This window comes from Rhodovulum strictum, assembly GCF_009649175.1.
Taxonomy (GTDB): Bacteria; Pseudomonadota; Alphaproteobacteria; order Rhodobacterales; family Rhodobacteraceae; genus Rhodovulum; species Rhodovulum strictum.
In genome coordinates, this window is the sequence record NZ_WJPO01000025.1 from 34,844 (window position 1) to 58,787 (window position 23,944).

At 67.3% G+C, this 23,944-nt stretch carries 23 protein-coding genes, 1 tRNA gene and 1 other RNA gene; 14 read left to right on the forward strand and 11 right to left on the reverse strand.

The annotated features are described in order from the left end of the window. The first annotated feature begins 5 nt into the window (after positions 1-5). The 3 genes from GH815_RS14320 to GH815_RS14330 are packed head-to-tail and all read left to right on the forward strand — an operon-like array spanning position 6 to position 3,020. Positions 6-326: a FeoA family protein gene (locus GH815_RS14320; RefSeq protein WP_153749452.1), complete on the forward strand. Its 321-nt coding sequence runs from the start codon at positions 6-8 to the stop codon at positions 324-326. Further along, positions 319-2,805 carry a ferrous iron transport protein B gene (gene feoB, locus GH815_RS14325; RefSeq protein ID WP_153749453.1) on the forward strand — a complete coding sequence of 829 codons (2,487 nt, stop codon included), beginning with the start codon at positions 319-321 and terminating at the stop codon, positions 2,803-2,805. The genes GH815_RS14320 and feoB overlap by 8 nt, the downstream gene beginning before the upstream one ends. Beyond that, on the forward strand, positions 2,802-3,020 hold the full coding sequence (locus GH815_RS14330; RefSeq protein ID WP_153749454.1) for a FeoB-associated Cys-rich membrane protein: 219 nt from the start codon (positions 2,802-2,804) through the stop codon (positions 3,018-3,020). The genes feoB and GH815_RS14330 overlap by 4 nt, the downstream gene beginning before the upstream one ends. Positions 3,021-3,043: 23 nt before the next feature. On the opposite strand, the gene GH815_RS14335 is transcribed toward GH815_RS14330, so the two are convergent. The 11 genes from GH815_RS14335 to GH815_RS14380 all read right to left on the reverse strand — a co-directional run bounded on the left by GH815_RS14335 (position 3,044) and on the right by GH815_RS14380 (position 11,646). Then, entirely contained in the window at positions 3,044-4,651 is a 1,608-nt protein-coding gene (locus GH815_RS14335; protein ID WP_153749455.1) for a peptide chain release factor 3, read from the reverse strand. Positions 4,652-4,719: 68 nt separating this feature from the next. Next, entirely contained in the window at positions 4,720-4,935 is a 216-nt protein-coding gene (locus GH815_RS14340) for a ribbon-helix-helix domain-containing protein (RefSeq protein ID WP_153749456.1), read from the reverse strand. Next, on the reverse strand, positions 4,932-5,114 hold the full coding sequence (locus GH815_RS14345) for a DUF4169 family protein (RefSeq protein WP_153749457.1): 183 nt from the start codon (positions 5,112-5,114) through the stop codon (positions 4,932-4,934). Before GH815_RS14345 ends, GH815_RS14340 begins: the two co-directional genes overlap by 4 nt. Continuing rightward, complete coding sequence (gene fumC / locus GH815_RS14350) at positions 5,114-6,508, reverse strand: class II fumarate hydratase (RefSeq protein WP_153749458.1); 1,395 nt, start codon at positions 6,506-6,508, stop codon at positions 5,114-5,116. The genes GH815_RS14345 and fumC overlap by 1 nt, the downstream gene beginning before the upstream one ends. Before the next feature lie 75 nt (positions 6,509-6,583). After that, positions 6,584-7,048 carry an SspB family protein gene (locus GH815_RS14355; RefSeq protein WP_153749459.1) on the reverse strand — a complete coding sequence of 155 codons (465 nt, stop codon included), beginning with the start codon at positions 7,046-7,048 and terminating at the stop codon, positions 6,584-6,586. 136 nt (positions 7,049-7,184) lie between these two features. After that, positions 7,185-7,610, reverse strand: coding sequence for a nuclear transport factor 2 family protein (locus tag GH815_RS14360; protein WP_153749460.1), 426 nt, complete (start codon positions 7,608-7,610; stop codon positions 7,185-7,187). A gap of 99 nt (positions 7,611-7,709) precedes the next feature. Continuing rightward, positions 7,710-8,059: a transfer-messenger RNA gene (gene ssrA / locus GH815_RS14365) on the reverse strand. A gap of 16 nt (positions 8,060-8,075) precedes the next feature. Next, positions 8,076-8,246 carry a hypothetical protein gene (locus GH815_RS18875; protein ID WP_170290357.1) on the reverse strand — a complete coding sequence of 57 codons (171 nt, stop codon included), beginning with the start codon at positions 8,244-8,246 and terminating at the stop codon, positions 8,076-8,078. Next, positions 8,243-9,367: a YeeE/YedE thiosulfate transporter family protein gene (locus tag GH815_RS14370; protein ID WP_153749461.1), complete on the reverse strand. Its 1,125-nt coding sequence runs from the start codon at positions 9,365-9,367 to the stop codon at positions 8,243-8,245. Before GH815_RS14370 ends, GH815_RS18875 begins: the two co-directional genes overlap by 4 nt. A gap of 7 nt (positions 9,368-9,374) precedes the next feature. Then, entirely contained in the window at positions 9,375-10,334 is a 960-nt protein-coding gene (locus GH815_RS14375; protein ID WP_153749462.1) for a sulfurtransferase, read from the reverse strand. Positions 10,335-10,605: 271 nt separating this feature from the next. Beyond that, entirely contained in the window at positions 10,606-11,646 is a 1,041-nt protein-coding gene (locus GH815_RS14380) for an extracellular solute-binding protein (protein WP_153749463.1), read from the reverse strand. Positions 11,647-11,779: 133 nt separating this feature from the next. On the opposite strand from GH815_RS14380, the gene GH815_RS14385 reads away from it, so the two are divergent. From GH815_RS14385 to GH815_RS14435, 11 genes are all read left to right on the forward strand, one after another. Further along, positions 11,780-12,301, forward strand: a complete 522-nt coding sequence (locus GH815_RS14385; RefSeq protein WP_246176453.1) for a DinB family protein — start codon at positions 11,780-11,782, stop codon at positions 12,299-12,301. A gap of 18 nt (positions 12,302-12,319) precedes the next feature. After that, complete coding sequence (locus GH815_RS14390) at positions 12,320-13,312, forward strand: MDR family oxidoreductase (RefSeq protein ID WP_153749464.1); 993 nt, start codon at positions 12,320-12,322, stop codon at positions 13,310-13,312. A gap of 107 nt (positions 13,313-13,419) precedes the next feature. After that, positions 13,420-14,649, forward strand: coding sequence for an aminotransferase class V-fold PLP-dependent enzyme (locus tag GH815_RS14395; protein WP_153749475.1), 1,230 nt, complete (start codon positions 13,420-13,422; stop codon positions 14,647-14,649). Positions 14,650-14,673: 24 nt separating this feature from the next. Next, entirely contained in the window at positions 14,674-16,095 is a 1,422-nt protein-coding gene (locus GH815_RS14400) for a cryptochrome/photolyase family protein (protein WP_153749465.1), read from the forward strand. A 65-nt stretch (positions 16,096-16,160) separates the two neighbouring features. Beyond that, entirely contained in the window at positions 16,161-17,372 is a 1,212-nt protein-coding gene (locus GH815_RS14405; RefSeq protein ID WP_153749466.1) for an SAM-dependent methyltransferase, read from the forward strand. Between the two features lie 3 nt (positions 17,373-17,375). Beyond that, positions 17,376-17,819, forward strand: coding sequence for a TrgA family protein (locus tag GH815_RS14410; RefSeq protein WP_153749467.1), 444 nt, complete (start codon positions 17,376-17,378; stop codon positions 17,817-17,819). A 19-nt stretch (positions 17,820-17,838) separates the two neighbouring features. Then, the gene (locus tag GH815_RS14415) at positions 17,839-18,957 is read left to right on the forward strand and encodes an NUDIX domain-containing protein (protein WP_281354796.1); all 1,119 of its coding nucleotides are present in this window, start codon (positions 17,839-17,841) and stop codon (positions 18,955-18,957) included. A gap of 51 nt (positions 18,958-19,008) precedes the next feature. Beyond that, positions 19,009-20,040 (forward strand): cysteine synthase A, encoded by a 1,032-nt coding sequence (locus GH815_RS14420; RefSeq protein ID WP_153749469.1) that lies wholly within the window; start codon positions 19,009-19,011, stop codon positions 20,038-20,040. Then, entirely contained in the window at positions 20,037-22,517 is a 2,481-nt protein-coding gene (locus tag GH815_RS14425; RefSeq protein ID WP_153749470.1) for a DUF3772 domain-containing protein, read from the forward strand. The genes GH815_RS14420 and GH815_RS14425 overlap by 4 nt, the downstream gene beginning before the upstream one ends. Before the next feature lie 149 nt (positions 22,518-22,666). After that, positions 22,667-22,756 (forward strand) — tRNA-Ser (locus GH815_RS14430). A 67-nt stretch (positions 22,757-22,823) separates the two neighbouring features. Beyond that, a complete protein-coding gene (locus tag GH815_RS14435; RefSeq protein WP_211365092.1) occupies positions 22,824-23,924 on the forward strand; it encodes a hypothetical protein in 1,101 nt (366 codons plus the stop codon). Positions 23,925-23,944 lie beyond the last annotated feature (20 nt).

Sequence of the window (23,944 nt, forward strand, 5' to 3'; positions counted from 1 at the left end):
AAGACATGAAACGCGCATTTTTCGGCCGCAACGGATGGGGCAGAGGTGGCCGGGGCACCGGCGGCGGGCAGGCGGATGGCTGCCGGGCCTGCTGGGACGGGTGCAGCCTTGACGCGCTGGCGCCCGGAACCACCTGCCGCATCCGGCGGCTGATGGGCTGCGGGCCGGTGCGCCAGCGGCTGCTGGATCTGGGCATTCGCCCCGAACGCGAGGTGACGGTTGTGCGCGCCGCGCCGCTGCTGGACCCGATCGAGCTGCGCGTGGGCGACAGTTTCATCGTCATCCGCCGCCGCGAGGCCGCCCAGATCGAGGTCGAGGATGTCTGATCGCCGCCTCGTCGCGCTGGCGGGGCAGCAGAACGCGGGCAAGTCGACGCTGTTCAACCTGCTGACCGGCCTGACCCAGCATATCGCCAATTATCCCGGCGTCACCGTCGACAAGAAATCGGGCCGCTATGCCCATGCCGGCCAGAGCGTCGAGGTGGTCGACCTGCCCGGCTGCTATTCGCTGACCTCCTATTCGCCCGAGGAACGGGTCGCGCGGAATTTCCTGATCGAGGATCGCCCCGATGTGGTGGTCAACGTGCTGGACGCCTCGAACCTGCGCCGGGGGTTGCCGCTGACCTTCCAGCTTCTGGAAATGGGCATGCCGGTGATCGTGGCGCTGAACATGATGGATGTGGCCGAGGGGCGGGGGTTGCAGATCGACCTGGCCGCGCTGGAACGGCGGCTTTGCGTGCCGGTGGTGCCGGTGATCGGGCGCAAGGGGCAGGGCGGCGAGGCGCTGAAGGCGGCGATTGCCGCTGCCCGCGACACGCGGCCCGCGACGCTGAATTACGGTGCGCTGGAACCCGCGGTTGCCGAGCTTCAGGCACGGCTTGCCGACCGGGGCGAACTGGCGGGGCTGTCGGCGCGCTGGCTGGCGGTCAAGCTGCTGGAGGCCGATATCGAGGCCGAGCGGCTTTTGGCGGACCGGCTGGACAATCCCCATCCGATCCTCGATCTGGCGCATCGGCTGCGCGCCCAGGCAGGCGGGGCCGAGGCGGCGGCCGACCGGATCGCCGCCGCGCGTGACGCTCTGGCCGCCGATATCGTGACCGCCTGCATCATCGCCACCCGGGCGGGCCATGTGCCGCTGTCGGAACGGATCGACCGGGTGGTGCTGAACCGCTTTATCGCGCCGGTCTTTCTGGTGGCCATCGTCTGGGCGATCTACCAGCTTTCCATCGTGCAGGGCTATGAACTTACCAAGGTCACATGGCCGGTGCTGGCGGGTTTTCGCAACCTTGCCGCGGGCGTGCTGCCCGATGCGGGGTTCCTGGTCGATCCGCAGGTCCGGTCGCTGGGGCTGTGGATGGTCGATTCCGTCAACACGCTGCTGAACTATGTGCCGATCTTCCTGATCCTGTTCGCGCTGATCGCGATCCTCGAGGATTCGGGCTACATGGCGCGGATCGCCTTCATCCTCGACCGCATCCTGCACCGCTTTGGCCTGCATGGGCAGTCGACGCTGCCCTTCATCCTGGCCGGCGTCTTTGCGGGGGGCTGTGCGGTGCCGGGCGTGATGGCGACCAAGGGCATTCCCGACGCGCGCGCCCGGATGGCCACGATCCTGACCGTGCCCTTCATGAACTGCATGGCCAAGATCCCGCTTTATACGCTGCTGATCAACATCTACTTCCCCGAGGCCAAGGGGTTGATGCTGTTCTACCTGTCCACCATCACCGTGATCGCGGCGCTGCTGGTTGCGAAGCTTCTGACCACATCGGTCCTGCGCCACCATGAAACCGCGCCTTTCGTGATGGAACTGCCGAACTACCACCTGCCCACGATCCGCGGCGTGGCGCAGCGCGCCTTTGACCGGACCTGGCTTTACATCAAGAAGGTGGGCACCGTGGTCGTGGCCATCGCGGTCGTGATCTATGTGCTGCTGCAATTCCCCGGCGTTCCGGCCGAGCGCGAGGTCGCCTATCAATCCCGCGCCGAGACCGCCATCGCGGACTTCTACACCGCGCTTGGCGACAACCCGCACCGGGCCGCCGTGCCCGATCAGGCCGCGCTGGTGGCGCTGGTCAATGCGGCGACCGATTATCGTGCGGCGCGCCTGAACGCAGGCGGGCGCGCGGCGGCCGAGGCGATCGACGCCCGCTTTGCCGAGCGGTTCCCCGAATTCGTGCCCTTCGTGCTGCGTGCGCAGGATGACGCTGCCCGCGCCGCCTCGGCTGCGCTGCGCGATCTGGCCAATGCGCGGACCACGCTGCGCCGCGAGATGCGCCAGGACAAGATCGAGTCGAGCTTTCTGGGCATGATCGGCCGCAGCATGGAGCCGGTGACGCAATTCGCGGATTTCGACTGGAAGATCAACGTCGCGCTTCTGGCCTCCTTTGCGGCACGCGAAAGCTCGGTCGCGACGCTGGGGGTGCTGTTCGACCAGCCCGAGGGCGAAGGCGCGCAGACGCTGGAGCAACGCATGGGCGCCGAACAGGCCGCCGAGGGGCGCAGCGCGCTGTCGGCCGTCGCGCTGATGCTGTTCTTCGCGCTTTACCCGCCCTGTCTGGCGACCGTCATCATGGTGCGGGTGCAGACCGACAGCTACCGCTGGATGGGCTTTGCCATCGTCTTCCCGACGCTTCTGGGCCTTGCGGTGGCGAGCGCCGTCTTTACCCTGGGCAGCGCATTGCAGCTGACCGGCCTTCAGACCATGACCGCGGTCTACCTGCTTGGCCTTGCGGCGCTGCTGATCGTGGCGCTGCCCAAGCCCTGGCTGCGTCTTCCCCCACGCCGAGCGGCACAGGACATGCCATGACCCCCCAGATCGACCTTGCCACCGAGACCGCCCTTGCCGGGCACGAGATCGCCCTGATCGCGCTGGCGCTTGCCGTCGCGCTGGGTTTCCTGTTCCGCGGGCTGATCCGGCGCCGCCGCGGGGCGGCACGGGCCTGTGGCGGATGCGCGGGCTGTGGCGGGGCAAGCTGCAAGGCGACCGGGCTGGACCTGCCCGGGACCACGGACCGAAGCTGAGGTCCGGGCGGATCGCCCCGACCTCAGACCTGCATTTCCTTGGTCGCGCTCAGGGTCAGTTCGGGGTGGTCGCGTGCCACGCGGTCGATATCCCATTGCAGCCGCGTCATGTAGACCGCGTCGCCATCATTGTCGGTGGCCATGTGCTGCTTGTTCTTCTGGGTGAACGCCTCGACCGCGGCCTTGTCGCCATGCACCCAGCGCGCCGAGGTGAATTGCGACGCCTCGAACCGCACCGGCAGCCCGTATTCCAGTTCGATCCGGCTGGCCAGAACCTCGAATTGCAGCGCGCCCACCACGCCGACGATGAAGCCCGAGCCCACCATCGGCTTGAACACCTTTGCGGCACCTTCCTCGGCGAACTGCATCAGCGCCTTGTCCAGATGCTTGGCCTTCATCGGGTCGCCCGCGCGGCAGACGCGCAGCAGTTCCGGTGCGAAGGACGGTATCCCCGTGACCTTCAGCGCCTCGCCCTCGGTCAGCGTGTCGCCGATGCGCAACTGGCCGTGGTTCGGGATGCCGATGATGTCGCCCGCCCATGCCTCGTCCGCCAGTTCGCGGTCGGCGGCCAGGAACATCACCGGGTTCGTCACCGCCATCGGTTTCTTCGAGCGGACATGCAACAGCTTCATCCCGCGCTGGAAATGCCCCGAGGCCAGCCGCACGAAGGCCACCCGGTCGCGGTGCTTGGGGTCCATGTTGGCCTGAACCTTGAACACGAATCCCGAGACCTGCGTTTCCTCGGGCGCGATCTGGCGGGGTTCGGCGGGCTGGATCTGGGGCTCGGGCGCATAGGTGCCGATGCCCTCCATCAACTCCTTTACCCCGAAGGAATTGATCGCCGAGCCGAACCAGATCGGCGTCATGTGCCCTTCGAGAACCTGTTGCGCATCGAGGGCGGGCAGCAATTCGCGTGCCATCGCGACCTCCTCGATCAGCTTTTCGCGCAGATCGGCGGGCACGTGCTCGGCCAGTTTCGGATCGTCCAGCCCGTCGATCCGGATCGATTCCGCCACCCGGTTCCGGTCGGCCCGATCCATCAGTTCCAGCCGCTCGTTGATCATGTCGTAGCAGCCCAGAAAGTCGCGGCCCATCCCGATCGGCCAGCTTGCGGGCGTCACATGGATCGCCAGCATTTCCTGGATCTCGTCGATGATCTCGAACGTGTCGCGCGCCTCGCGGTCCATCTTGTTGCAGAAGGTCAGGATCGGCAGATCGCGCAGGCGGCAGACCTCGAACAGCTTCTGGGTCTGGCTTTCCACGCCCTTCGCGCCGTCGATCACCATGATCGCGGCATCCACCGCCGTCAGCGTGCGGTAGGTATCTTCGGAAAAGTCGCTGTGGCCGGGCGTGTCGACCAGGTTGAAGCGGTACTTCCCGTAATCGAAGGACATCGCCGAGGCCGAGACCGAGATGCCCCGGTCCTTTTCCATCTGCATGAAGTCCGACCGCGTGCGCCGCGCCTCGCCCTTGGCGCGCACCTGCCCGGCCATCTGGATCGCGCCGCCGTAAAGCAGGAACTTCTCGGTCAGCGTGGTCTTGCCCGCATCGGGGTGGCTGATGATGGCAAAGGTGCGCCGCCGGGCGATTTCCGGCGGCAATTGGGGGCGGTTCTTGGCGGCGTCCAGCATGGGCGCGGATATAGCGGCGGGGGCAGGGGGGCGCAATCGCGTTCGAACGCGGGCGTCGGGGCGGGCCGCTACCCGCGATAGCGGTTCAGCACGAAGACCCGGATCGCCGAGGCAAGCCCGGTCCCGGGATCGCGGTTCGCGTCGATCTCGGCCGCGAGCGCGTTGATCGGTACGCCCCGTTCGGTCGCGATCTCGCGAAAGGCGGCCCAGAACGCATCTTCCAGCGACACGCTGGTGCGGTGCCCCTTGAGCGTGAGCGAGCGTTTGACCGGGCGGCCGTTCATTCGTCCTCGCGCCGGTGGGCGTCAAGCGTGTCGCGGGCGCGGGCGGCTTCGGCCGCCTCGCGCGCCTTCTGGGCCTTGGTGCGGCCGAATTTCGCGGCGTTCTCGTCGCCCCTTGCGCGTTTCTCGGCGCGCTCGCGTGCCTTGCGGGCCGCGCGCAGGTTGACGACGCCGCCCGCCATCAGTCGGACGGCCCGATCATCTGCTCGGGCCGCACCACCCGGTCAAAGGTCTCGCCATCGACAAAGCCCAGCGCGATCGCCTCCTCGCGCAGCGTGGTGCCGTTCCTGTGCGCGGTCTTGGCGACCTTGGTGGCGTTGTCATAGCCGATCTCGGGGGCAAGGGCTGTGACCAGCATCAGGCTTTCGCGCATCAGCTTTTCGATCCGCGCCTCGTTGGCCTGGATGCCGTTGAGCATCCGTTCCGTGAAGCTGTCCGCCGCATCGCCCAGAAGCTGCATGGATTGCAACAGGTTATAGGCCATCATCGGGTTGTAGACGTTCAGTTCGAAATGGCCCTGGCTGCCCGCGAACTTGATCGCCGCGTCATTGCCGATGACATGGGCGGCGACCTGGGTCAGCGCCTCGGCCTGGGTGGGGTTGACCTTGCCCGGCATGATAGAGCTGCCCGGCTCGTTCTCGGGCAGGATCAGTTCGCCCAGACCCGAGCGCGGCCCCGAACCCAGAAGGCGGATGTCGTTGGCGATCTTGTAGCACGAGCCTGCCACCGTGGCGATGGCGCCCGACAGGAACACCATCGCGTCATGGGCGGCCAGCGCCTCGAACTTGTTGGGCGCGGTGACAAAGGGCAGGCCGGTGATGCGCGCCATGTTGGCCGCCACCATCTCGCCCCAGCCCTTTTTCGTGTTCAGCCCGGTGCCGACTGCCGTGCCGCCCTGCGCCAGTTCGTGGATGCCGGGCAGCGCCATCTCGATCCGCGCGATGCCCTGACGGATCTGCTGGGCATAGCCCGAGAATTCCTGGCCCAGCGTCAGCGGCGTGGCGTCCTGGGTGTGGGTGCGGCCGATCTTGATGATGTCGCGGAACTCGTCCGACTTGCGTTCCAGCCCGTCCAGCAGCTTGCGCAGCCCCGGCAGCAGCACGTCGCGCGCGGTCATCGCGGCGGCGATATGCATCGCGGTCGGGAAGGTGTCGTTCGAGCTTTGGCCCATGTTCACATGGTCGTTCGGATGCACCGGATCCTTCGAGCCGATCACCCCGCCCAGCAATTCGATCGCGCGGTTCGAGATCACCTCGTTGGCATTCATGTTCGATTGCGTGCCCGAACCGGTCTGCCAGACCACCAGCGGGAAATGATCGTCGAACCGGCCCTCGATCACCTCGGCCGCGGCCTGCACGATGGCCTTGCCGCGGCGTTCGTCCAGCGTGCCGAGCGTCATGTTCGCCTCGGCGCAGGCCTGCTTGACCACGCCCAGAGCGCGCACGATGGCGATGGGCTGCCGCTCCCAGCCGATGGGAAAGTTCAGCAGGCTGCGCTGGGTCTGGGCGCCCCAATACCTGTCGGCTTGCACCTCCAGCGGGCCGAAGCTGTCGGTCTCGGTGCGGGTCTGGCTCATCGCGATCCTCCGGTCTGTCGTTGCCGACAGGCTATAGGCCGGGGCCGGGCGCGGGGCAATGGGCCGGGCGCGGGTCTACTTGCGGAACTTGTCCAGGCTGACCACCTCGGCCTCGCCATGCTGGGCCTCGGCGGGCACGTGGCGGTGGCCGGGGCCGTCATCGCCGTCGTCATCCTCGTCCTCGGCCTGATGGGTCTCGAAGCGCAGGCCGAACTCGACCGAGGGATCGACGAAGGTGCGGATCGCGTCGAACGGGATGTAAAGCGGCTCGGGGCGGTCGCCGAAATTCAGCGTGACCGAGAACCCGTCCAGGTTGACCTCGAGATGCTCGAACCAGTGCTGGATCACCACGGTCATCTCTTCGGGATAGCGGTCGCGCAACCAGTCCGCCAGCTCGACCTCGGGATGGGTCGTCTCGAAGGTGATGAAGAAATGATGCTCGCCCGGCAGGCCCGCGGTGGCCACGCGGTCCAGAACCTTGCGGATCAGCTCGCGCATGGCGGCATGCATCAGGTTGCCATAGTCGATCCGGTCGGACATTGCCGCTGAACCCTCGGGTTGAGTGGGCCCAGCATAGGGGATTCGCAAGGCAGGGGAAGGGGCTACGGGAAAAATCCGCTGCGACCCCGTGCGGGCGCTTTCCGGCACCCCCGGCAGCCGTGGCGGGCAGGGCGGATCAGCCGATCTTCTGGCCGCTCATCCCGATGGCGATCGAATGGGCGGGCAGGAGTCCCAGTTGTTCGAAGAAGGCGACGAAGTCGAAACTGTTATATGCCTCGGCGATCCTGTCACCCTCGTAGCGGGCCATGAGCTGGCCCATCACGCGCACCGGCTTGCCGTCGCCCGGCCGTACCGCCGAACATTCGATCAGCGCGGCCAGCCAGTCACCCGATTCCACCGTCTTGACAAGACGCAGTTGCGGCGCCTCGACCAGGTTGACCAGCGCCATCGCGAAGACGCCGATATCCTCGGGCCCCACCTGCATGTCGTCGATCAGGCCCTCAGCCTTGGACTCGTCGGTGAACAGCGTCCCGACCGCGTCGAAATCGCCCTCCAGATAGACGCGGCGATACCAGTCTTCCAGTCGTTCGGATCTGTTCATGGGCGTCCCCTTTGCGTCCCTCCGTTTGTCGCTCAGAACGGTTAGCGCAGGATGAACGGAGGCTATGGGCGCGGTGGATAACGTGCTGTCGTCAGGAGAAGTGCAGGCTTCTGTTGCCAGGTGCCTGCGAACCCCGCCTTACGTTGCTAGACGCAAGGGCTTAGATTTGGTCTTGCGGACCGCTTACGCGGCCAGCGCCACCGGAGCACGGTTGTCATTGGCAACTATCATGCTTGCACCGATAACGGTGGTAGCTCACCGGGCGAAAGCAAACCCCTTTAGACGTCCGTCGATCCTGTTTCGGCCCCATGATCCCGCCAATGTGGGATTTTGGTGGAGCCGCCGGGTACCGCCCCCGGGTCCGATCCGCTTATTACGGGCGCGTTTATCGCCATAGTCCCTTGCGAGACATTTCGAATGTAGGCGGATGGCCCGAGTCGCGCAAGGGGCGCGCCGCGACCGGGCTCAGCTTCCGGGCAGCGAGGCGCAATGCGCCCCGCCCGAGGCTTGTCCGGACCCGAGCGCCAGAAGCGGCGGCGCGGTGAACGGATCAAGCGGGCGCGAGGTGGCCAGATCGAAGCCCAGCACGCCCGCCACCGCCACCAGCAGCACCAGAACGATGGGCTTGCGGGTCATCGCCGCGCCTCCAGCCCCAGATAGGGCCTGAGCTTGATGCCGTACCACGACCCGGTAAAGGCCGCCGCAAACCAGGCCCAGCCATGCAGGCTGCCGGTCGAGACCCCGCTGAACAGCGCCCCGATATTGCAGCCAAAGGCCAGCCGCGAGGAATAGCCCAGCAGGAACCCGGCGATGATGACCGCGATCCAGGCATGGATCGGGTGGCCCGTGACCTTGGCGCTGAGCCCGTCACGCCACCAGGCGGCCAGTGCCGCGCCCGCGATCAGGCCCAGATCGGTCAGCGAGGTGATGTCGGTCAGAAGGCTCTGTTCGATCCGTTCCACGTTGGAGGGCGCCGACCAGAAGGCCGAGCCCGACAGATCGGCCCCCATCGCCACCGCGCCCTTGGCGACCCACAGCCCCAGCCCGTAGACCACGCCCCAGGGCTGGCCCGCGACCACCAGATGCAGGATCGCCAGCCCCGCCAGGATCAGCGCCGCCGCCCAGAGCCGGCCGGGCAGCATCCGCTTGCCGGGTTCGGCCACCGCCAGCGCGATCCCCGCCACCGCCGCCAGCGCGACCAGCGTCAGCGCCAGCCCCGCGCCCCCCGACAGCGCCGCCACGGGCAGGCTGCCGAGCCCGGTCCACCAGGTCAGGTGATAGGCCCCGGCGAAACTGCCGATGCAGAAGAAGGGCAGGGCAACCGCGCTGACGAGATTGCCCGAACCCGCATTGACCAGCGTGCCCGAGCCGCAGCCCAGCACGATCTGCATGCACAGCCCGAAGACGAAGGCGCCGCCGATCATCGCATAGCCGACCGGCGCATGCGCCCCCATCAGTTCGGTCGGGTTGGCGGCCAGCAGCGGAAAGGCGATCAGCGCCACCAGCCCGATGCAGATCATCTGCGCCACGATGCCGGTTGCGTCGCGGAACAGGATCAGCCGCCGCCACGGCCCGGTAAAGCCGAAGCGCAACCCCTCCATCACGATGCCGAAGCCCAGCCCGATCAGCAGAAGTGCGCCGTAGCGCGGCCCGGCCAGCGCCGCGACGGCCAGCGCCGCGGCCAGTGCCGTCAGGACCGCCAGCGCGCGCCCCCTCAGCCGCGGCGTGCTCTGCGTTGCGAGCGTGGTATCGGTCATGGGTGCCTCAATACTTGCCGGTCACCCGGTTCCACAGGTTGCGCACCGGCCCCGGCACATTCGCCATGGGATTACCGGAATTCGCCCAGCCGACCATCGAGTCGGGGTAAAGCCGCACGCCCTCGATGCCTGCGAGTTCGCTCAGCGCGAACCAGTTGGTCGCGGCCCAATGGCCCGTGTTGCAGAAGGACACCAGCCGGTCATCCTGATCGAACCCGTTGAGCGCGGCCAGCCGCTGCACCATTTCGGGTTCGATCCGCGAGGGCGCGGTGCCGAACCAGCCCGAATGGGTGAAATAGCGCGATTGCGGCAGCGTGCCGGGCCGGGCGGCGGCGTCATGCTTGGCGTTGCCTTCCCAGAACTCGGCGGGCCGGGCGTCGATCAGTTCGCCGGACTGGCCGCCTGCCACGATCGCCTCGATATCGGCGGTCGTGGCCAGCCATTCGTCGGAAAAGCTGATCGTGATGTCGCTGGGCGTGGGCGCGACCGGGCCGGTCTCGACCGGCAGATCGGCCGCCAGCCAGGCATTCATGCCGCCATTCAGGATCGCCAGAGGCGCGACGCCGCTGGATTTCAGCGTCCAGTAGACCCGCGCGGCCGAGCCGAAATCGGTCTGGTCGCTGCCCTGATAGACGATCACCGTGGGGCGGTCATGGGTTACGCCCACCGCGCGCAGCACTTCGGTCAGCCGGTCCTCGGGCACCAGCGCGCCGGGATTCTCGGCCGGGCCGCGGAACAGGTTGTAGGGCGCATGGACCGCGCCGGGGACGTGCCCGGCCTCGAACAGGGTCTGCTCGCTGCCCTCGACCTTGCCGGGGCGGATGTCGAGGATCAGCGGATCCAGCGTCTCGCGCGCTTCGGCAAGGGCAGGGGCCTCGATCAGAGGGCCGAATTCCTGGGTCTCTGCCCGCAGCGGCAGCGCCGCAAGGGCCAGGGTGATGGCGAGGGAAGGCAGGTGTTTGGTCATGTCGGTCACCTCTTTCTGATGGGCCGAACCTGTGGCGTGGTATCGCGCGGCGCAATACCGCATGGCGCGACTCAGACTAGCGTGAAACCCGCAGAAAATCGCCCGTTCTTTGCATCATCGTTTTCAGGTGCATTTTTTCGCCCGTCCTTGCGGTTGCGGGAAACCGGTTGCGCGGGCAGGCGGGAAAAAAGGATGCGGGCGTGACATTCCGGCCTCAGCCGGGGACGCGAAGGGGGCCGCCCCCCGGCAAGGGAGGCGGCGGCAGGCGGGATCAGAACCCGGCCTTGATCTTTTCGAACTCGGCGGACTGGCGTTCGCGCAGTTGGCCCGGCATCGGCAACTGGGTCAGGACCGGCGCCGAGATCGGCCCCAGACCGACCTCGGTCAGCGCCTCGTCGCCGATCTCGGCCATCGAGGCGGCGTTGGAATGGCCGAAGCCCGCCGCCAGCAGCCCCTCGGTCGAGGACGGATCGAGCAGCGCGTTGATGAAGTCATAGGCCTTGTCGACCGAGCCCTGGCCATCCTTGAGCTTGGCATAACCGCACATCCACAGCGACGAGCCTTCGACCGCCTCGCGCTGATAGCCGATGGGGAAGCCCTGTTCGGCCATGGTGGGCACCGTCTCGTTCCAGGCCCAGGCGATCAGCACCTCGCCCGTGGCTAGAAGCTGCGCCAATTCGGCGGGGTCCACCCAGTAGGTGCGCAGGTTCGGATGCACCTCGCGCAGCCAGGCCGAGGCGGCAGCGAACTGCGCGTCGGTGGCTTCGGTCCAGTCGGTGGTGCCCGTCGCCAGATAGGCCAGCGCATAGATGTCGTCCACGTTGTCGGGCAGCGCGACACGGCCGGCATAGTCGGGGTTCAGGAAGACCTGAAGCGAGGCGACGGCCTCGGCGGGCACCTGATCGGTGTTGTAGGCGATGCCGGTCGAGCCGAAATCGGTCGGCACGAAGAACACCTCGCTGGCATCGACCAGCGCCTTGCCCTTCAGCTCGGCATTCACGTCGGCCCATGCCGGAATGCGGCTGGTGTCCCACGGCGCCAGGATGCCCGACTCGACCCATTTCGTCACCGAGCCCGCGCAAAGATGGCTGACATCGGCCTTGAAGCCCGAGCGCAGCTTCTGGAAGGCTTCCTCCTCGTCGCCGAAGAACGAGAAGCTGGGCGCCTGGCCGTGCGCCTCGATGTATTTCGAGTGGAAGGCGGGGTTTTCGAACCCGGAATAGTCCAGGACCAGCAATTCGGGATCGGCAGCCAGTGCGGCAGAGCCGATCAGCGTGGCGGCGGAACAGGCGAGGAAGGTGCGCATCGTCATTCGTCATCCCTGTGTCTGTGAGGGGAAGGGTGGCGGCACGCTAGCGATGCGCTGTCGCCCGCTCAAGGGAAATAGGGGGGACTCGCAACCGGCTCACGGCTCTGTCAAAAGGGGTGAGACCAAGGAGGGCAGGATGGGCGGGACGCTGGTGACGGCCGACTGGTGCCGGATGATGGCACGTTACAATCGCTGGCAGAATCGCGCCGTCTTCGAGGCCGCGGGCGCCTTGCCGCTGGAGGCGCGCGAGGCGGATAGCGGTGCGTTCTGGCGCTCGATCCGGGGGACTTTGTCGCACCTGCTCTGGGCCGATCACGTCTGGATGGCGCGGCTTGACGGCTGGGACGCGCCCGATCCGGCGCTGGCCGACAGCGGCGATTTCGTCCCCGACTGGGCCGATCTGCGGTCCAAGCGGCAGATCACCGACGCGCGGATCAGCCGCTGGGCGCAGGCGCTGACCGACGGGGCGCTGGCGGATGATCTGGTCTGGTACTCGGCGGCGGCAGAACGCATGGTCACGCTGCCGCGCGCGCTGTGCGTGGCACATATGTTCAACCACCAGACCCATCACCGCGGCCAGATCCACGCGATGCTGACCGCCGCCGGGTCCGATCCGGGGCCCACCGACCTGTTTCTGATGCCCGATCTTGCGGGCTGAGACCGAGGGAGAGAGCGAATGTTCAAGGCGCTGGTCGTCGAGAAGGACGAGGATGGAAAGACCCGGGCGGGCGTGCAGGAGCTGGACGAAAGCCGCCTGCTGCAGGGCGAGGTGACGGTTGCGGTCGAATATTCCACGCTGAACTACAAGGACGGGCTGTGCATCGGACCGGGCGGCGGGCTGGTGCGGAATTATCCGCATGTGCCGGGGATCGACTTTGCCGGCGTGGTCGAAGACAGTGCCGACCCGCGCTATGCCCCCGGCGACCGCGTGGTGCTGACCGGCTGGCGCGTGGGCGAAAGCCATTGGGGCGGCTATGCCCAGAAGGCGCGCGTGGCGGCCGACTGGCTGGTGCCGCTGCCCGAGGGGCTGACGACGCGCGCGGCGATGGCGGTGGGCACGGCGGGCTTTACCGCGATGCTGGCCGTCATGGCGCTGGAGGATCACGGGCTGAAACCGGGCGACGGGCCGGTGCTGGTGACGGGGGCCGCGGGGGGCGTCGGTTCGGTCGCGACGGCGATCCTGGCGAAACTGGGCCATGAGGTCGTCGCCGTCACCGGACGCCCCGAGACGGAAAGCTATCTGCGCGATCTGGGGGCTGCGCGCATCCTGCCGCGCGAGGAACTGACCGAGGTCACGAAGAAACCGCTGGAAAGCGAGACCTGGGCGGGCTGCGTCGACTCGGTGGCGGGCGCGATGCTGGGGCGCATCCTGAAGCAGATGAAATACCGCACGTCCGTTGCCGCGGTGGGGCTGGCCGGGGGCGCGGTGATCGAGGGCGCGCTGATCACGCCCTTCATCCTGCGCGGGGTCAACCTTCTGGGCATCGACAGCGTGCTGAGGCCGCAACAGGACCGTCTGCGCGCCTGGAACCGGATCGCGACGGATCTGCCGATGGACAAGCTCGAGGCGATGATCCGGCCCGCGGTGCTGGCCGATCTGCCCGCGCTTGGCGCCGATATCCTCAAGGGTCGCGTGCAGGGGCGGGTTGTGGTGGATGTGAACGCCTGACCCTGATCGCGCCTAGCGCGAAGTCATGGTATTTCAAGGCTTTGCAAGCTGCCCGCCCGCCGTCTAGACAGGCAGGACAACAGATGCCCGACAGCGCCGGAGCCAAGATGGTCGCGCTCGATCCCGAGTTTGTCCGCAACCAGTTCCCGGCCTTCCGGCAAAAGGAACTGCGCGACAAGGTGTTCTGCGAGAATGCGGGCGGATCCTATGTCTGCCGCTATGTGATCTGGCGCATCCACCGCTATTTCAACGAACGCCGCGTGCAGCCCTATGGCGCCTATCCGGCCTCGCAACAGGCGGGCGCCGAGATGGACGAGGCGCGGCTGCGGCTGGCCGCCCATATGGGCGTGGCCCGCGACGAGGTGCATTTCGGTCCCTCGACCTCGGCCAATACCTATGTGCTGGCCCAGGCGTTCCGACAATGGCTGCCCGCAGGCGCGGCGATCGTGGTCACCGATCAGGATCACGAGGCGAATTCCGGGGTCTGGCGGCGGCTGGCCGAGGATGGCGGGATCGAGATCCGCGAATGGAAGGTCGATCCCGGCACCGGCCATCTGGACCCCGGCGCGCTGGCCGCGCTGCTGGATCGGCGGGTGCGGCTGGTCTGTTTCCCGCATGCCTCGAACATCCTGGGCGAGGTGAACGACGTGGCCGCGATCTGCCGGATGCTGCGCAGCGCAGGTGCGCTGAGCTGTGTTGACGGGGTGGGCTATGCCCCCCATGGCTTGCCCGATATCCGCAGGCTCGGGGCCGATATCTACCTGTTCTCGACCTACAAGACCTATGGGCCCCATCAGGGCGTGATGGTGATGCGGGGCGAGCTGGCGCATCGGCTGCCGAACCAGGGCCATTGGTTCAACGCCGCCGATACCGTCAAGCGGTTCAACCCAGCCGGGCCGGACCACGCCCAGATCGCCGCCTGCGCCGGGATCGCGGATTACATCGACGCGATTTATGACCACCATTTCCTGGGCGGGCGGGATGCACGGGGGCGGGCGGACAAGGTGGCGGAACTGTTCCGCCAGCAGGAAACCGCGATCCTGACGCCGCTGATGGAGTATCTTGCCGGCCGGCCCAGCCTGCGGGTTCTGGGGCCGAAGCGGGCGGATAGGCGGCTGCCGACCGTCTCGGTCGCCCTGTCCGAACCCGCCGCGCAGGTGGCCGAGCGGTTGGCGCGGCATGGCATCTTGGTGGGCGGGGGCGATTTCTATGCGCGGCGTCTGTTGCAGGCGATGGGGGTGGATCCGGCCCGGGGCGTTCTGCGGCTCAGCCTGTTGCATTACACCCAGCCCGCAGAGGTTGACCGCCTGATTACCGCGCTAGATTGCGAACTCTGACCGCGGCAACCCCCCGGAACCCCGATGCCCGACGCCTCTCCGATCCTGTGGTGGGTCCGCCGCGACCTGCGCCTGGCGGACAATCCCGCGCTGGCGGCGGCCTGCCGTTCGGGCCGCCCGGTGATCCCGGTCTTCATCCATGACGAGCTGGTGGCGGGTCTGGGTGCGGCGGCGAAATGGCGGCTGGGGCAGGGGGTCGAGCATTTCGCGCGGATTCTGGGCGCGCGCAATTCGCGGCTGATCCTGCGTCGCGGCGCGGCGCTGGAGGTGCTGCGCGCGCTGGTGGCCGAGACCGGGGCGGGCGCGGTGATCTGGTCGCGCGCCTATGACCCCGACAGCGTTGCCCGCGACAAGGCGGTGAAGGCCGAGCTTAGCGCCGACGGGATCGAGGCGCGGTCGGTTCCGGGGTTCCTGCTGTTCGAGCCCTGGACGGTCGAGACCGGGCAGGGGGCGTTCTATCGGGTCTATACCCCGTTCTGGAAGGCGGTGCGCGACCGCCCCGTGGCCGAGCCGCAGCCCGCGCCGGGCATCATACCGCGCCCCGAACGCTGGCCCACCACCGACGAGATCGAGAACTGGCGCATGGCGGCACCGATGCGCCGGGGCGCCGCGGTCGTCGCGCGCCATGCCCGCATCGGAGAGGAGGCGGCGCAGGACCGGCTGGGCGTCTTTGTCGAGGAACGGATCGCCGACTACAAGGAACGGCGCGACTTTCCTGCCGCCAATGCCACCTCGCATCTGTCCGAGAACCTGACCTGCGGCGAGATCTCGCCCCGCACCCTCTGGCATGCGGGGCTGGCGGCGATGGATGCGGGCAAGGCGGGCGCCGAGCATTTCCTCAAGGAAGTCGTCTGGCGCGAATTCGCCTGGCATCTGATGTGGCACAGCCCGCAGATCGCGACGGCCAACTGGCGCGAGGGCTGGGACAGCTTCCCCTGGTCCACCGACGAGACCACCCCCGAGGTGACTGCCTGGAAACAGGGCCGCACCGGCATCCCGCTGGTCGATGCCGGGATGCGCGAGATGTATGTCACGGGCAGGATGCACAACCGCACAAGGATGATCGTCGCCTCCTACCTGACCAAGCATCTGATGACCCATTGGCAGGTCGGGCTTAGATGGTTCGCCGATCATCTGACAGACTGGGATCCGGCGGCGAATGCGATGGGCTGGCAATGGGTTGCGGGCTCTGGCCCCGATGCGGCGCCCTATTTCCGCATCTTCAACCCGGTCAGCCAGGTGGCGAAGTTCGACCCCGATCACGCCTATCTCGACGCCTGGATCGCCGAGGGCCGCGCCCGGCCGTCGGCCACGGCGCTGTCCTATTTCGAGGCGGTGCCGCTGTCCTGGGGACTGTCGCCTGACGACAGCTATCCCGCCCCGATCGTCAGCGCAGAGGAGGGGCGCCGCCGCGCCCTGGCCGCCTATGAGGCGCGCAGCGGCTGAGAGGCATTGCGCGGCCGCGCGTGCATCTGCAAGAAAACCAATAAAAGGGGAACGAGGGAGCCGGGATGAGTGTCCTGACAACGACAAGAGGGCAGGCCAACCTGCCGCGCTATTTTTCGCAGGTTTTCGATGTGGCCTGTTCCATGGGCCATGGGCGGCTGGATTTCGTGCTGCCCGACGGGCGGCGGTTCCGCGCCGAGGGGCGCGCCCCGGGGCCGGTGGCGGAACTCGACATCCACGATCCGGACGTCTTTGCCCGGCTGATCCGCGAGGGCGATCTGGGCTTTTGCGAAGCCTATCTGGACGAGGGATGGTCCACGCCGGACCTGATGGCCTTCATGGATCTGGTCCATGCCGACAATGACGAACTGTTCGACGGCTTCCCCGGCATGGGGCTGGTGCGCGCCTATGAGCGGTTCCGCTTCTGGCTGCAACGCAACACAAGACGCCAGGCCAGGAAGAACATCGCCGCCCATTACGATCTGGGCAATGATTTCTACGGGCTCTGGCTTGACGAGAGCATGACCTATTCCTCGGCGATGTTTCTGACCGGCCAGGAAAGCCTGGAGGCGGCGCAGGAACGAAAGTACGCCTCGATGGTCGATGAAATGGGGGTGAAGCCCGGCGATCATGTGCTGGAAATCGGCTGCGGCTGGGGTGGGTTCGCGGAATATGCCGCCGGCAAGCGGGGCTTGCGCGTGACCGGCTTGACGATCAGCCGCGAACAGCACGATTACGCGGTCGAGCGCATCCGCCGCGCGGGGCTGTCGGACCGGGTCGAGATCAGGTTGCAGGATTACCGCGACGAGGCCGGGCGCTATGACGGCATCGCCTCGATCGAGATGTTCGAGGCGGTGGGCGAGAAATATTGGCCGGTCTATTTCGCCAAGCTGCTCGACTGCATGAACCCGGGCAGCCGGGCGACGCTTCAGATCATCACCGTGCAGGAACGCCGCTTCGAGATTTACCGCAAGGGCGTGGATTTCATCCAGAAATACATCTTCCCCGGCGGCATGCTGCCCAGCCACACGATCCTTGGTGATCTGGCGCGGGCCGCCGAGCTTGAGGTGACCCGCTCGGTCGAGTTCGGCGAAAGCTATTCGCTGACGCTGCGCCGCTGGCACGAGACGTTCAACGCCCGCTGGGACGAGGTGTCGGCGCTGGGCTTCGATGCGCGCTTCCGGCGCATGTGGAACATGTATCTCACATCTTGCGCGGCGACCTTCCACAGCGGAAACTGCGACGTGACCCAGTTCACCGTCACGAGACCCGCCTGATCCATGCCCACCGCCGCCAAACTCGTCGCTGCCCTGCTGTTCGCAGCGGTGGCGTGGTTCACCTCGGACGCCCTTGTTCCGGTGTTTCCCGAGGGCACGAACCTGGGCAAGTTCACCTATGTGAACACTGCGATCGGGCTGCTGGCGGGCTGGTTAGTGATGGGGCGTCTCGCGGGCGAGGGCTATGGGGTGGCGGTGGCCTCGGGGGTGCGCACCTCGGCGGTTCTGGCCTTCTATGCGCTGCTGGCCCATTCGATCTACGAGATGCTGCGCATGGCCACGCGGCTGCGCTTTGACGGGATCATGGATGCGCTGACCGGCACGGTCGAGTTGATGGCCAGGAACGGCCTGATGCTGGTCACCGCCCCGGTAGCAATGGGGATCCTTGTCGGCGGGGGGATTCTGGCCGCCATTGTCGTCGAGTTCATAGCGCATCGCTGGAACTGAGGGGGGCGTCCTGGACCGGCTGTTCTTTTACGGCACGCTCTGCCATGTGCCGCTTCTGGCCCGCGTTCTGGACCGGGCCGAGACAGACCTTGTGCTGACGCCCGCCCGTCTGGCCGATCATGCGGTCCGCTGGGTCGAGGGCGAAAGCTTTCCCGCGATCCACCCCGCGCCGGGTGCGGTGGCCGAAGGGCTCTGTCTTGAGGATGTGGGGCCGGAGGCGCGCGCGCGTCTGGACTATTACGAGGGCGGCTATGGCTATGCGCTGGCCGCGGTGACGGTCGAGACCGCCGCAGGCCCGCGCGCGGCGCAGGTCTATCTGCCCCGCGGCCCCGCCCCGCAGACCGGCGCGGCCTGGAACCTGGCCGAGTGGCAGGCGCACTGGGGCGAGATTGCGACCCTCGCCGCCGATGAGGTGATGCTGGGCTATCCCGGCCGCGATCCTGCCGTTAATGCAAGGCGTTACCGGATGATCCTTGCACGCGCCGCCGCCCGCATCCGGGCCCGTGAACCGGCGCCTGCGACCCTGCGCCGTCCCACGCGGCCCGGCGATATCCAGGAACTCGCGCGCAGCCAGCCCTATGCCAATTTCTTTGCGGTCGAGGAATACGATTTCCGCCATCGCCGCTTTGACGGGGCATGGAGCCCGGCGGTGAACCGCGCTGCCTTCTTCTCGGCCGATGCGGCCACGGTGCTGCCCTATGACCCGGCGCGCGATGCGGTGCTGCTGATCGAACAGTTCCGCGTCGGCCCCTATGGCAGGGGCGACAGCGAATGCTGGTCGATCGAGGCCATTGCCGGGCTGATCGACCCCGGCGAGACGCCCGAGACCACCGTGCGGCGCGAGGCGGTCGAGGAGGCGGGGATCACGCTGGGCACCCTGCACAGGGTCTATGGCTACTATCCGTCCCCGGGCGCCAAGACCGAGTTCATCTATTCCTTCGTCGCCGAGGCCGACCTGCCCGAAGGCAGCGGCGGGCTGGGCGGGCTGGCCGCCGAGGACGAGGATATCCGCGCCCATGTCGTGCCCCTTGCCCGCGCGATGGACCTGATCGAGACCGGCGAGATCGGCAATGCCCCGCTGATCCTGTCGCTGCTGTGGCTTGCACGGAACCGTGAGAGGCTGCGCCCTTCGCCTTGAGTTCCCGCGCCTGCCCCCGTAGCACTATACGAAACGGGAGGCGAAGGGCGCATGGATATCGGCAGGGATCTTGCGGGTCTGATCGGCAACACGCCGCTTCTGCGGCTGAACGGCCCGTCCGAGGCGACGGGCTGCGAGATACTCGGCAAGGCCGAGTTCATGAATCCCGGCCAGTCGGTCAAGGACCGGGCCGCGCTGTGGATCATCCGCGATGCGGTGGCGCGCGGCGCGCTGCGGCCCGGCGGCACCATCGTCGAGGGCACGGCGGGCAATACCGGCATCGGGCTGGCGCTGGTTGGCGCGTCGATGGGCTTTCGCACGGTCATCGTGATCCCCGAGACGCAAAGCCAGGAAAAGAAGGACATGCTGCGGCTGGCCGGCGCCGCGCTGGTCGAGGTTCCCGCCGCGCCCTATTCGAACCCGAACAATTTCGTGCGCTACTCGGCCCGGCTGGCCGCGCGTCTGGCCGAGACCGAACCGAACGGCGCGGTCTGGGCGAACCAGTTCGACAATGTGGCCAACCGTCAGGCCCATCTCGACAGCACCGGCCCCGAGATCTGGGACCAGACCGGGGGCAGGGTGGACGGCTTCATCTGCGCGGTGGGCTCGGGCGGTACGCTGGCGGGGGTGGCAATGGCGTTGCAGCCCCGCGGCGTGAAAATCGGTCTGGCCGATCCCGAGGGGGCCGCGCTTTACAGCCATTACACCACGGGCGTTCTGAAATCCGAAGGCTCGTCGATCACCGAGGGGATCGGACAGGGCCGGATCACCGCCAATCTGGAGGGGCTGACGCCCGATTTCTGCTGCCGCGTCCCGGACAGCGAGGCGCTGCCCGTCGTCTTTGACCTGCTTGAAAAGGAAGGGCTTTGCCTTGGCGGCTCGTCCGGGATCAACGTGGCGGGCGCGATGCGCATGGCGCGCGAGATGGGGCCGGGGCATACCATCGTGACCGTGCTGTGCGACTACGGCACACGCTATCAGTCGCGCCTGTTCAACCCCGCCTTCCTGCGCGAAAAGGGCCTGCCGGTGCCGCATTGGCTGGACGGCCCAACCCGTGCGCTGCCCGCGATGTTCGAGGCATGACGCGCCTCGTTCGGGTCTTTGCGCTGGTCCTGCTGGCCGCGCTTGCCGCGCCCGGGCTGGCGCCGCCGGGCCTTGCCCAGCAATCCGCCCCCGCGGCCGAGGACGCCACGCTGGACCTTGGCGCCTGGGAACAGCTTGCCTCCCGCGCCGAGCAGGCGCTGGCATCTGGCCGCGACAGCGATGCCGCGCTGGCCGAGCTGCGGGCGCAGCTTGTCGACTGGCGCACCCGGCTTCTGACCGCGCAGGGCACCAATGCGGCGCGGATCAAGACGCTGCGCGACCAGATCGCCGCGCTTGGCCCCGCACCGCCCGAGGGCGAGACCGAGCCCGCCGAGATCGCCGCGCGCCGGGCCGAACTGAACCGCCAGCTTGCCGACATGCAGGCCCCAGCACTTCGGGCGGTCGAGGCGCATAGCCGTGCCGACGGGTTGATCCGCGAAATCGACGCCGTGATCCGCGAGCGCCAGACCAGCAAGCTTCTGGAACTCGGGCCGATGCCCTTCAACCCGACGAACTGGGCAATGGGCGCCGAGGCGCTGCGCCAGACCGGCATGGCGATGTTCGTCGAACTGGCCGAAGCCTGGACCACCCCGGCGGGACGCGACACGTTCCGCGAGGATCTGCCCGTCACGATCCTGTTCCTGGCCATGGCGGGCGTGCTGCTGGCCCGCGGGCGGCGCTGGATGGAACAGTTGTCGGACCGGCTGATCCATACCAGCCGCAGCCGGGGGCGGACGGTCTTTTCCTCGTTGCTGTCGCTGGGCCAGATCGTGCTGCCGACGCTGGGGCTGGTGCTGCTGGTGGCCGCGCTGCGGTCGACCGGACTGGCCGGGGACAGGGTCTCGGAGGTTCTGGCGGCGATCCCGATCCTGGGCCTGACCTTTTTTACCGCGCGCTGGCTGGGTGGCCGCGTCTTTGCCGATCACTCGGTCTCGCGCCGCCTGTTCGACCTGCCGCCCGAGCGCATGACCGAGGCGCGTTTCCACGCCAAGGGCATGGGGTTTGTGATCGTGCTGGCCGGGCTGCTGGGCCTGTTGGGCGAGATCGGCGATTTCCCCCGCGAAGCCAGAACGGTGCTTGGCCTGCCGCTGGTGGTGGCGGGGGGGCTTCTGCTGATCCGCGTGGGCCAGATCCTGCGCGCACAGGCCCGGATCGTGCCCGAGGGCGACCAGACGCGCCCCTATCGCAACCGGGTGATCGGGCTGATCGGCCGCGCGGCGATTGGCTTCGGTCTGCTCGGCCCCGTGCTGGGGGCGATTGGCTACAAGGAGGCGGCGGATTTCCTGACCTATCCACCGATCCTGACGCTGGCGCTTCTGGGCCTTCTGATGGTGCTGCAACGGTTCGTGGGCGATCTTTATGCGCTGCTGATCGGGCAGGACGATTCCGAAAGCGCCTCGGACGCGCTGATCCCGGTGCTGATCGGGCTGATGCTGGCCGTGCTGGCGCTGCCGGTGCTGGCGCTGATCTGGGGCGCGCGGGTGGCCGACCTGACAGAGATCTGGGCGCGCTTCACCACCGGCTTCGCGCTGGGCGACACCCGCATCTCGCCCGCCGATTTCCTGACCTTCGCCATCGTCTTTGCCATCGGCTACGGGCTGACGCGGCTGGTGCAGGGCACGCTGCGCACCACGGTCCTGCCCAAGACCAGGATCGACCCGGGCGGGCAGACCGCCATCGTCTCGGGGCTGGGCTATGTCGGGATCTTCCTGGCCGCACTGGTCGCGATCACCACCGCGGGCATCGACCTGTCCTCGCTGGCCATCGTCGCCGGGGCGCTGTCGGTGGGCATCGGCTTCGGGCTGCGCACCGTGGTCGAGAATTTCGTCTCGGGCATCATCCTGCTGATCGAGCGCCCGATCAGCCAGGGTGACTGGATCGAGGTCGGTGGCGTGATGGGCACCGTCCAGGACATTTCGGTGCGCTCGACCCGGATCCAGACCTTCGACTGGACCGACGTGATCGTGCCCAATGCCGATCTGATCTCGGGGCGAGTGACGAACTGGACCCGGCAGAACCTGACCGGACGGGTGATCCTCAAGGTCGGCGTCGCCTATGGCTCCGACACCCGCAAGGTCGAGAGGGTGCTGCGAGAGATCGGCGAGGCGCATCCCCTGGCGATGATCAACCCGCCGCCATCGGTGGTGTTCCAGGGCTTCGGCTCGGACGCGCTGGAATTCGAGCTGCGCGTGGTGCTGCGCGACATCAATTACGGCCTGTCGGTCCGGACCGAGCTGAACCACGAGATCGCCCGGCGCTTTACCGAAGAGGGGATCGACCTGCCCTTTGCCCAGCGCGACATCTGGCTGCGCAACCCCGAGGTGCTGGTGGGGCTGCTCGGCCCGGCCGCCGCCGCCCAGGGCCCCGCCCCGCCGCCACCGCCCCGCCAGGAGGACGAGCCCCAGCCCGAGCCGCAAGACGACTTAGGCGATGGACCCGAGGATGCCGGCGGCCCCGATAGCGGCGGACCCCGGTGACCGAACCGGTATCCCGGCGCCCCGCGCCGCCAATCGCAAGGCAATCCTGCCCGTTCACGCGGTCGCAAAGGCGTTCCATACCCCGTGGACGCGCCCGGACAAAGTCGCACTTGCACAAGCCCCCCGCACAAGGGTACAGAGGCGCCCACGGAGAGGTGGCCGAGTGGTCGAAGGCGCACGCCTGGAAAGTGTGTAGGCGGGAAACCGTCTCCAGGGTTCGAATCCCTGTCTCTCCGCCATTTCCTTCTAAATCAACGACTTAAGAGTTGGACAGGCAAGTGCGACACAAAGTGGAGCACCACGCCCATGAAACTGTCCGCCTTCCTTTCGCCGTCGCGCCACGGGGTCTACTATTTTCGCTGGCCCTTGCCTTCGCCCGACCGCAAAAGCCGCCGCACCGTCAGGATTTCCCTGCGCACGAAGTGCCCAGATCGGGCTGGCGATCTGGCCCGTCATCTTGCATCATGCGGGCGATTGGTTCGGGATAACAAGGCATTGGCGAGGCTCAGACAAGACGAGATGCGCGAGATGGTGCGAAGCTACTTCGCGGCTTCGCTGGATGCGTATGTCGAGAAGCTGAACGATACCGGCCTGCCGGATCGGTCCCTTGACGCCCTGCGCCAAGAACTCGCTGCCCATGAGGACGCCGCAGAGGGCCATGAAGACCTGTCGGACATGTTCTTTGACCCGGACGCCTTCCGGGCCTCAGCGGGCCTCACAGACGCGCAATGGGCCGAGAATGCCCCGTCCCTGCGCCACGAGATGCGCAAGGCCCGCCGTGACCAGATCAGAGAGTTTCTGAGCCGCGCTGAGAGCCTTGAGGGCTACTCCTTCAGCGAACATGCCCAGACCGCGCCGAAGCCGTCACAGGCCCGCTCCGCGTCTCTGAGCGCGGCCATCGCAGATTTCAAAGCCGAGCATGGGCCTCAATGGTCGCAGGAGATGCGGAACAAGGCGGATGCTTACCTTGCGCTGCTGGTGGAGCATTTCGGACCGGACCGCGCGATGGACCAGATCAGCCGCCAAGACGCCGCCGACATGAAGAAGCTGGTTCAATCCCTGCCCGCCAACCGCAAGACCAAGCCCGAAACCCGCGACCTGAGTTTGCAGGACGCCATCGCCGTTCCCGGCTTGCCCAAGATGGGTGTGAAGACCGTCAACAGTTACATCGACATGTTCCGCCGCTTCTGGGACTGGGCGGAACGGCACGGGCGCGCGCCTCACAAGCTGTTCGACGGCATGAAGGTTGCGAAGGCCAAGCAAGCCGCAGAGAAGCGCAAAGCCTACAGCAAGGAACAGCTTTCCCGCCTCTACGTCGAGTTGACGGAAAACCGGTCCGGGCTGGTTAAGCCCGGCTTATTCGTCCAATTCGGCCGGAAAAGTTGCGTGCGCCTGAAAGCGCTGTAGTTTCAAGCTGCTAGACCAGA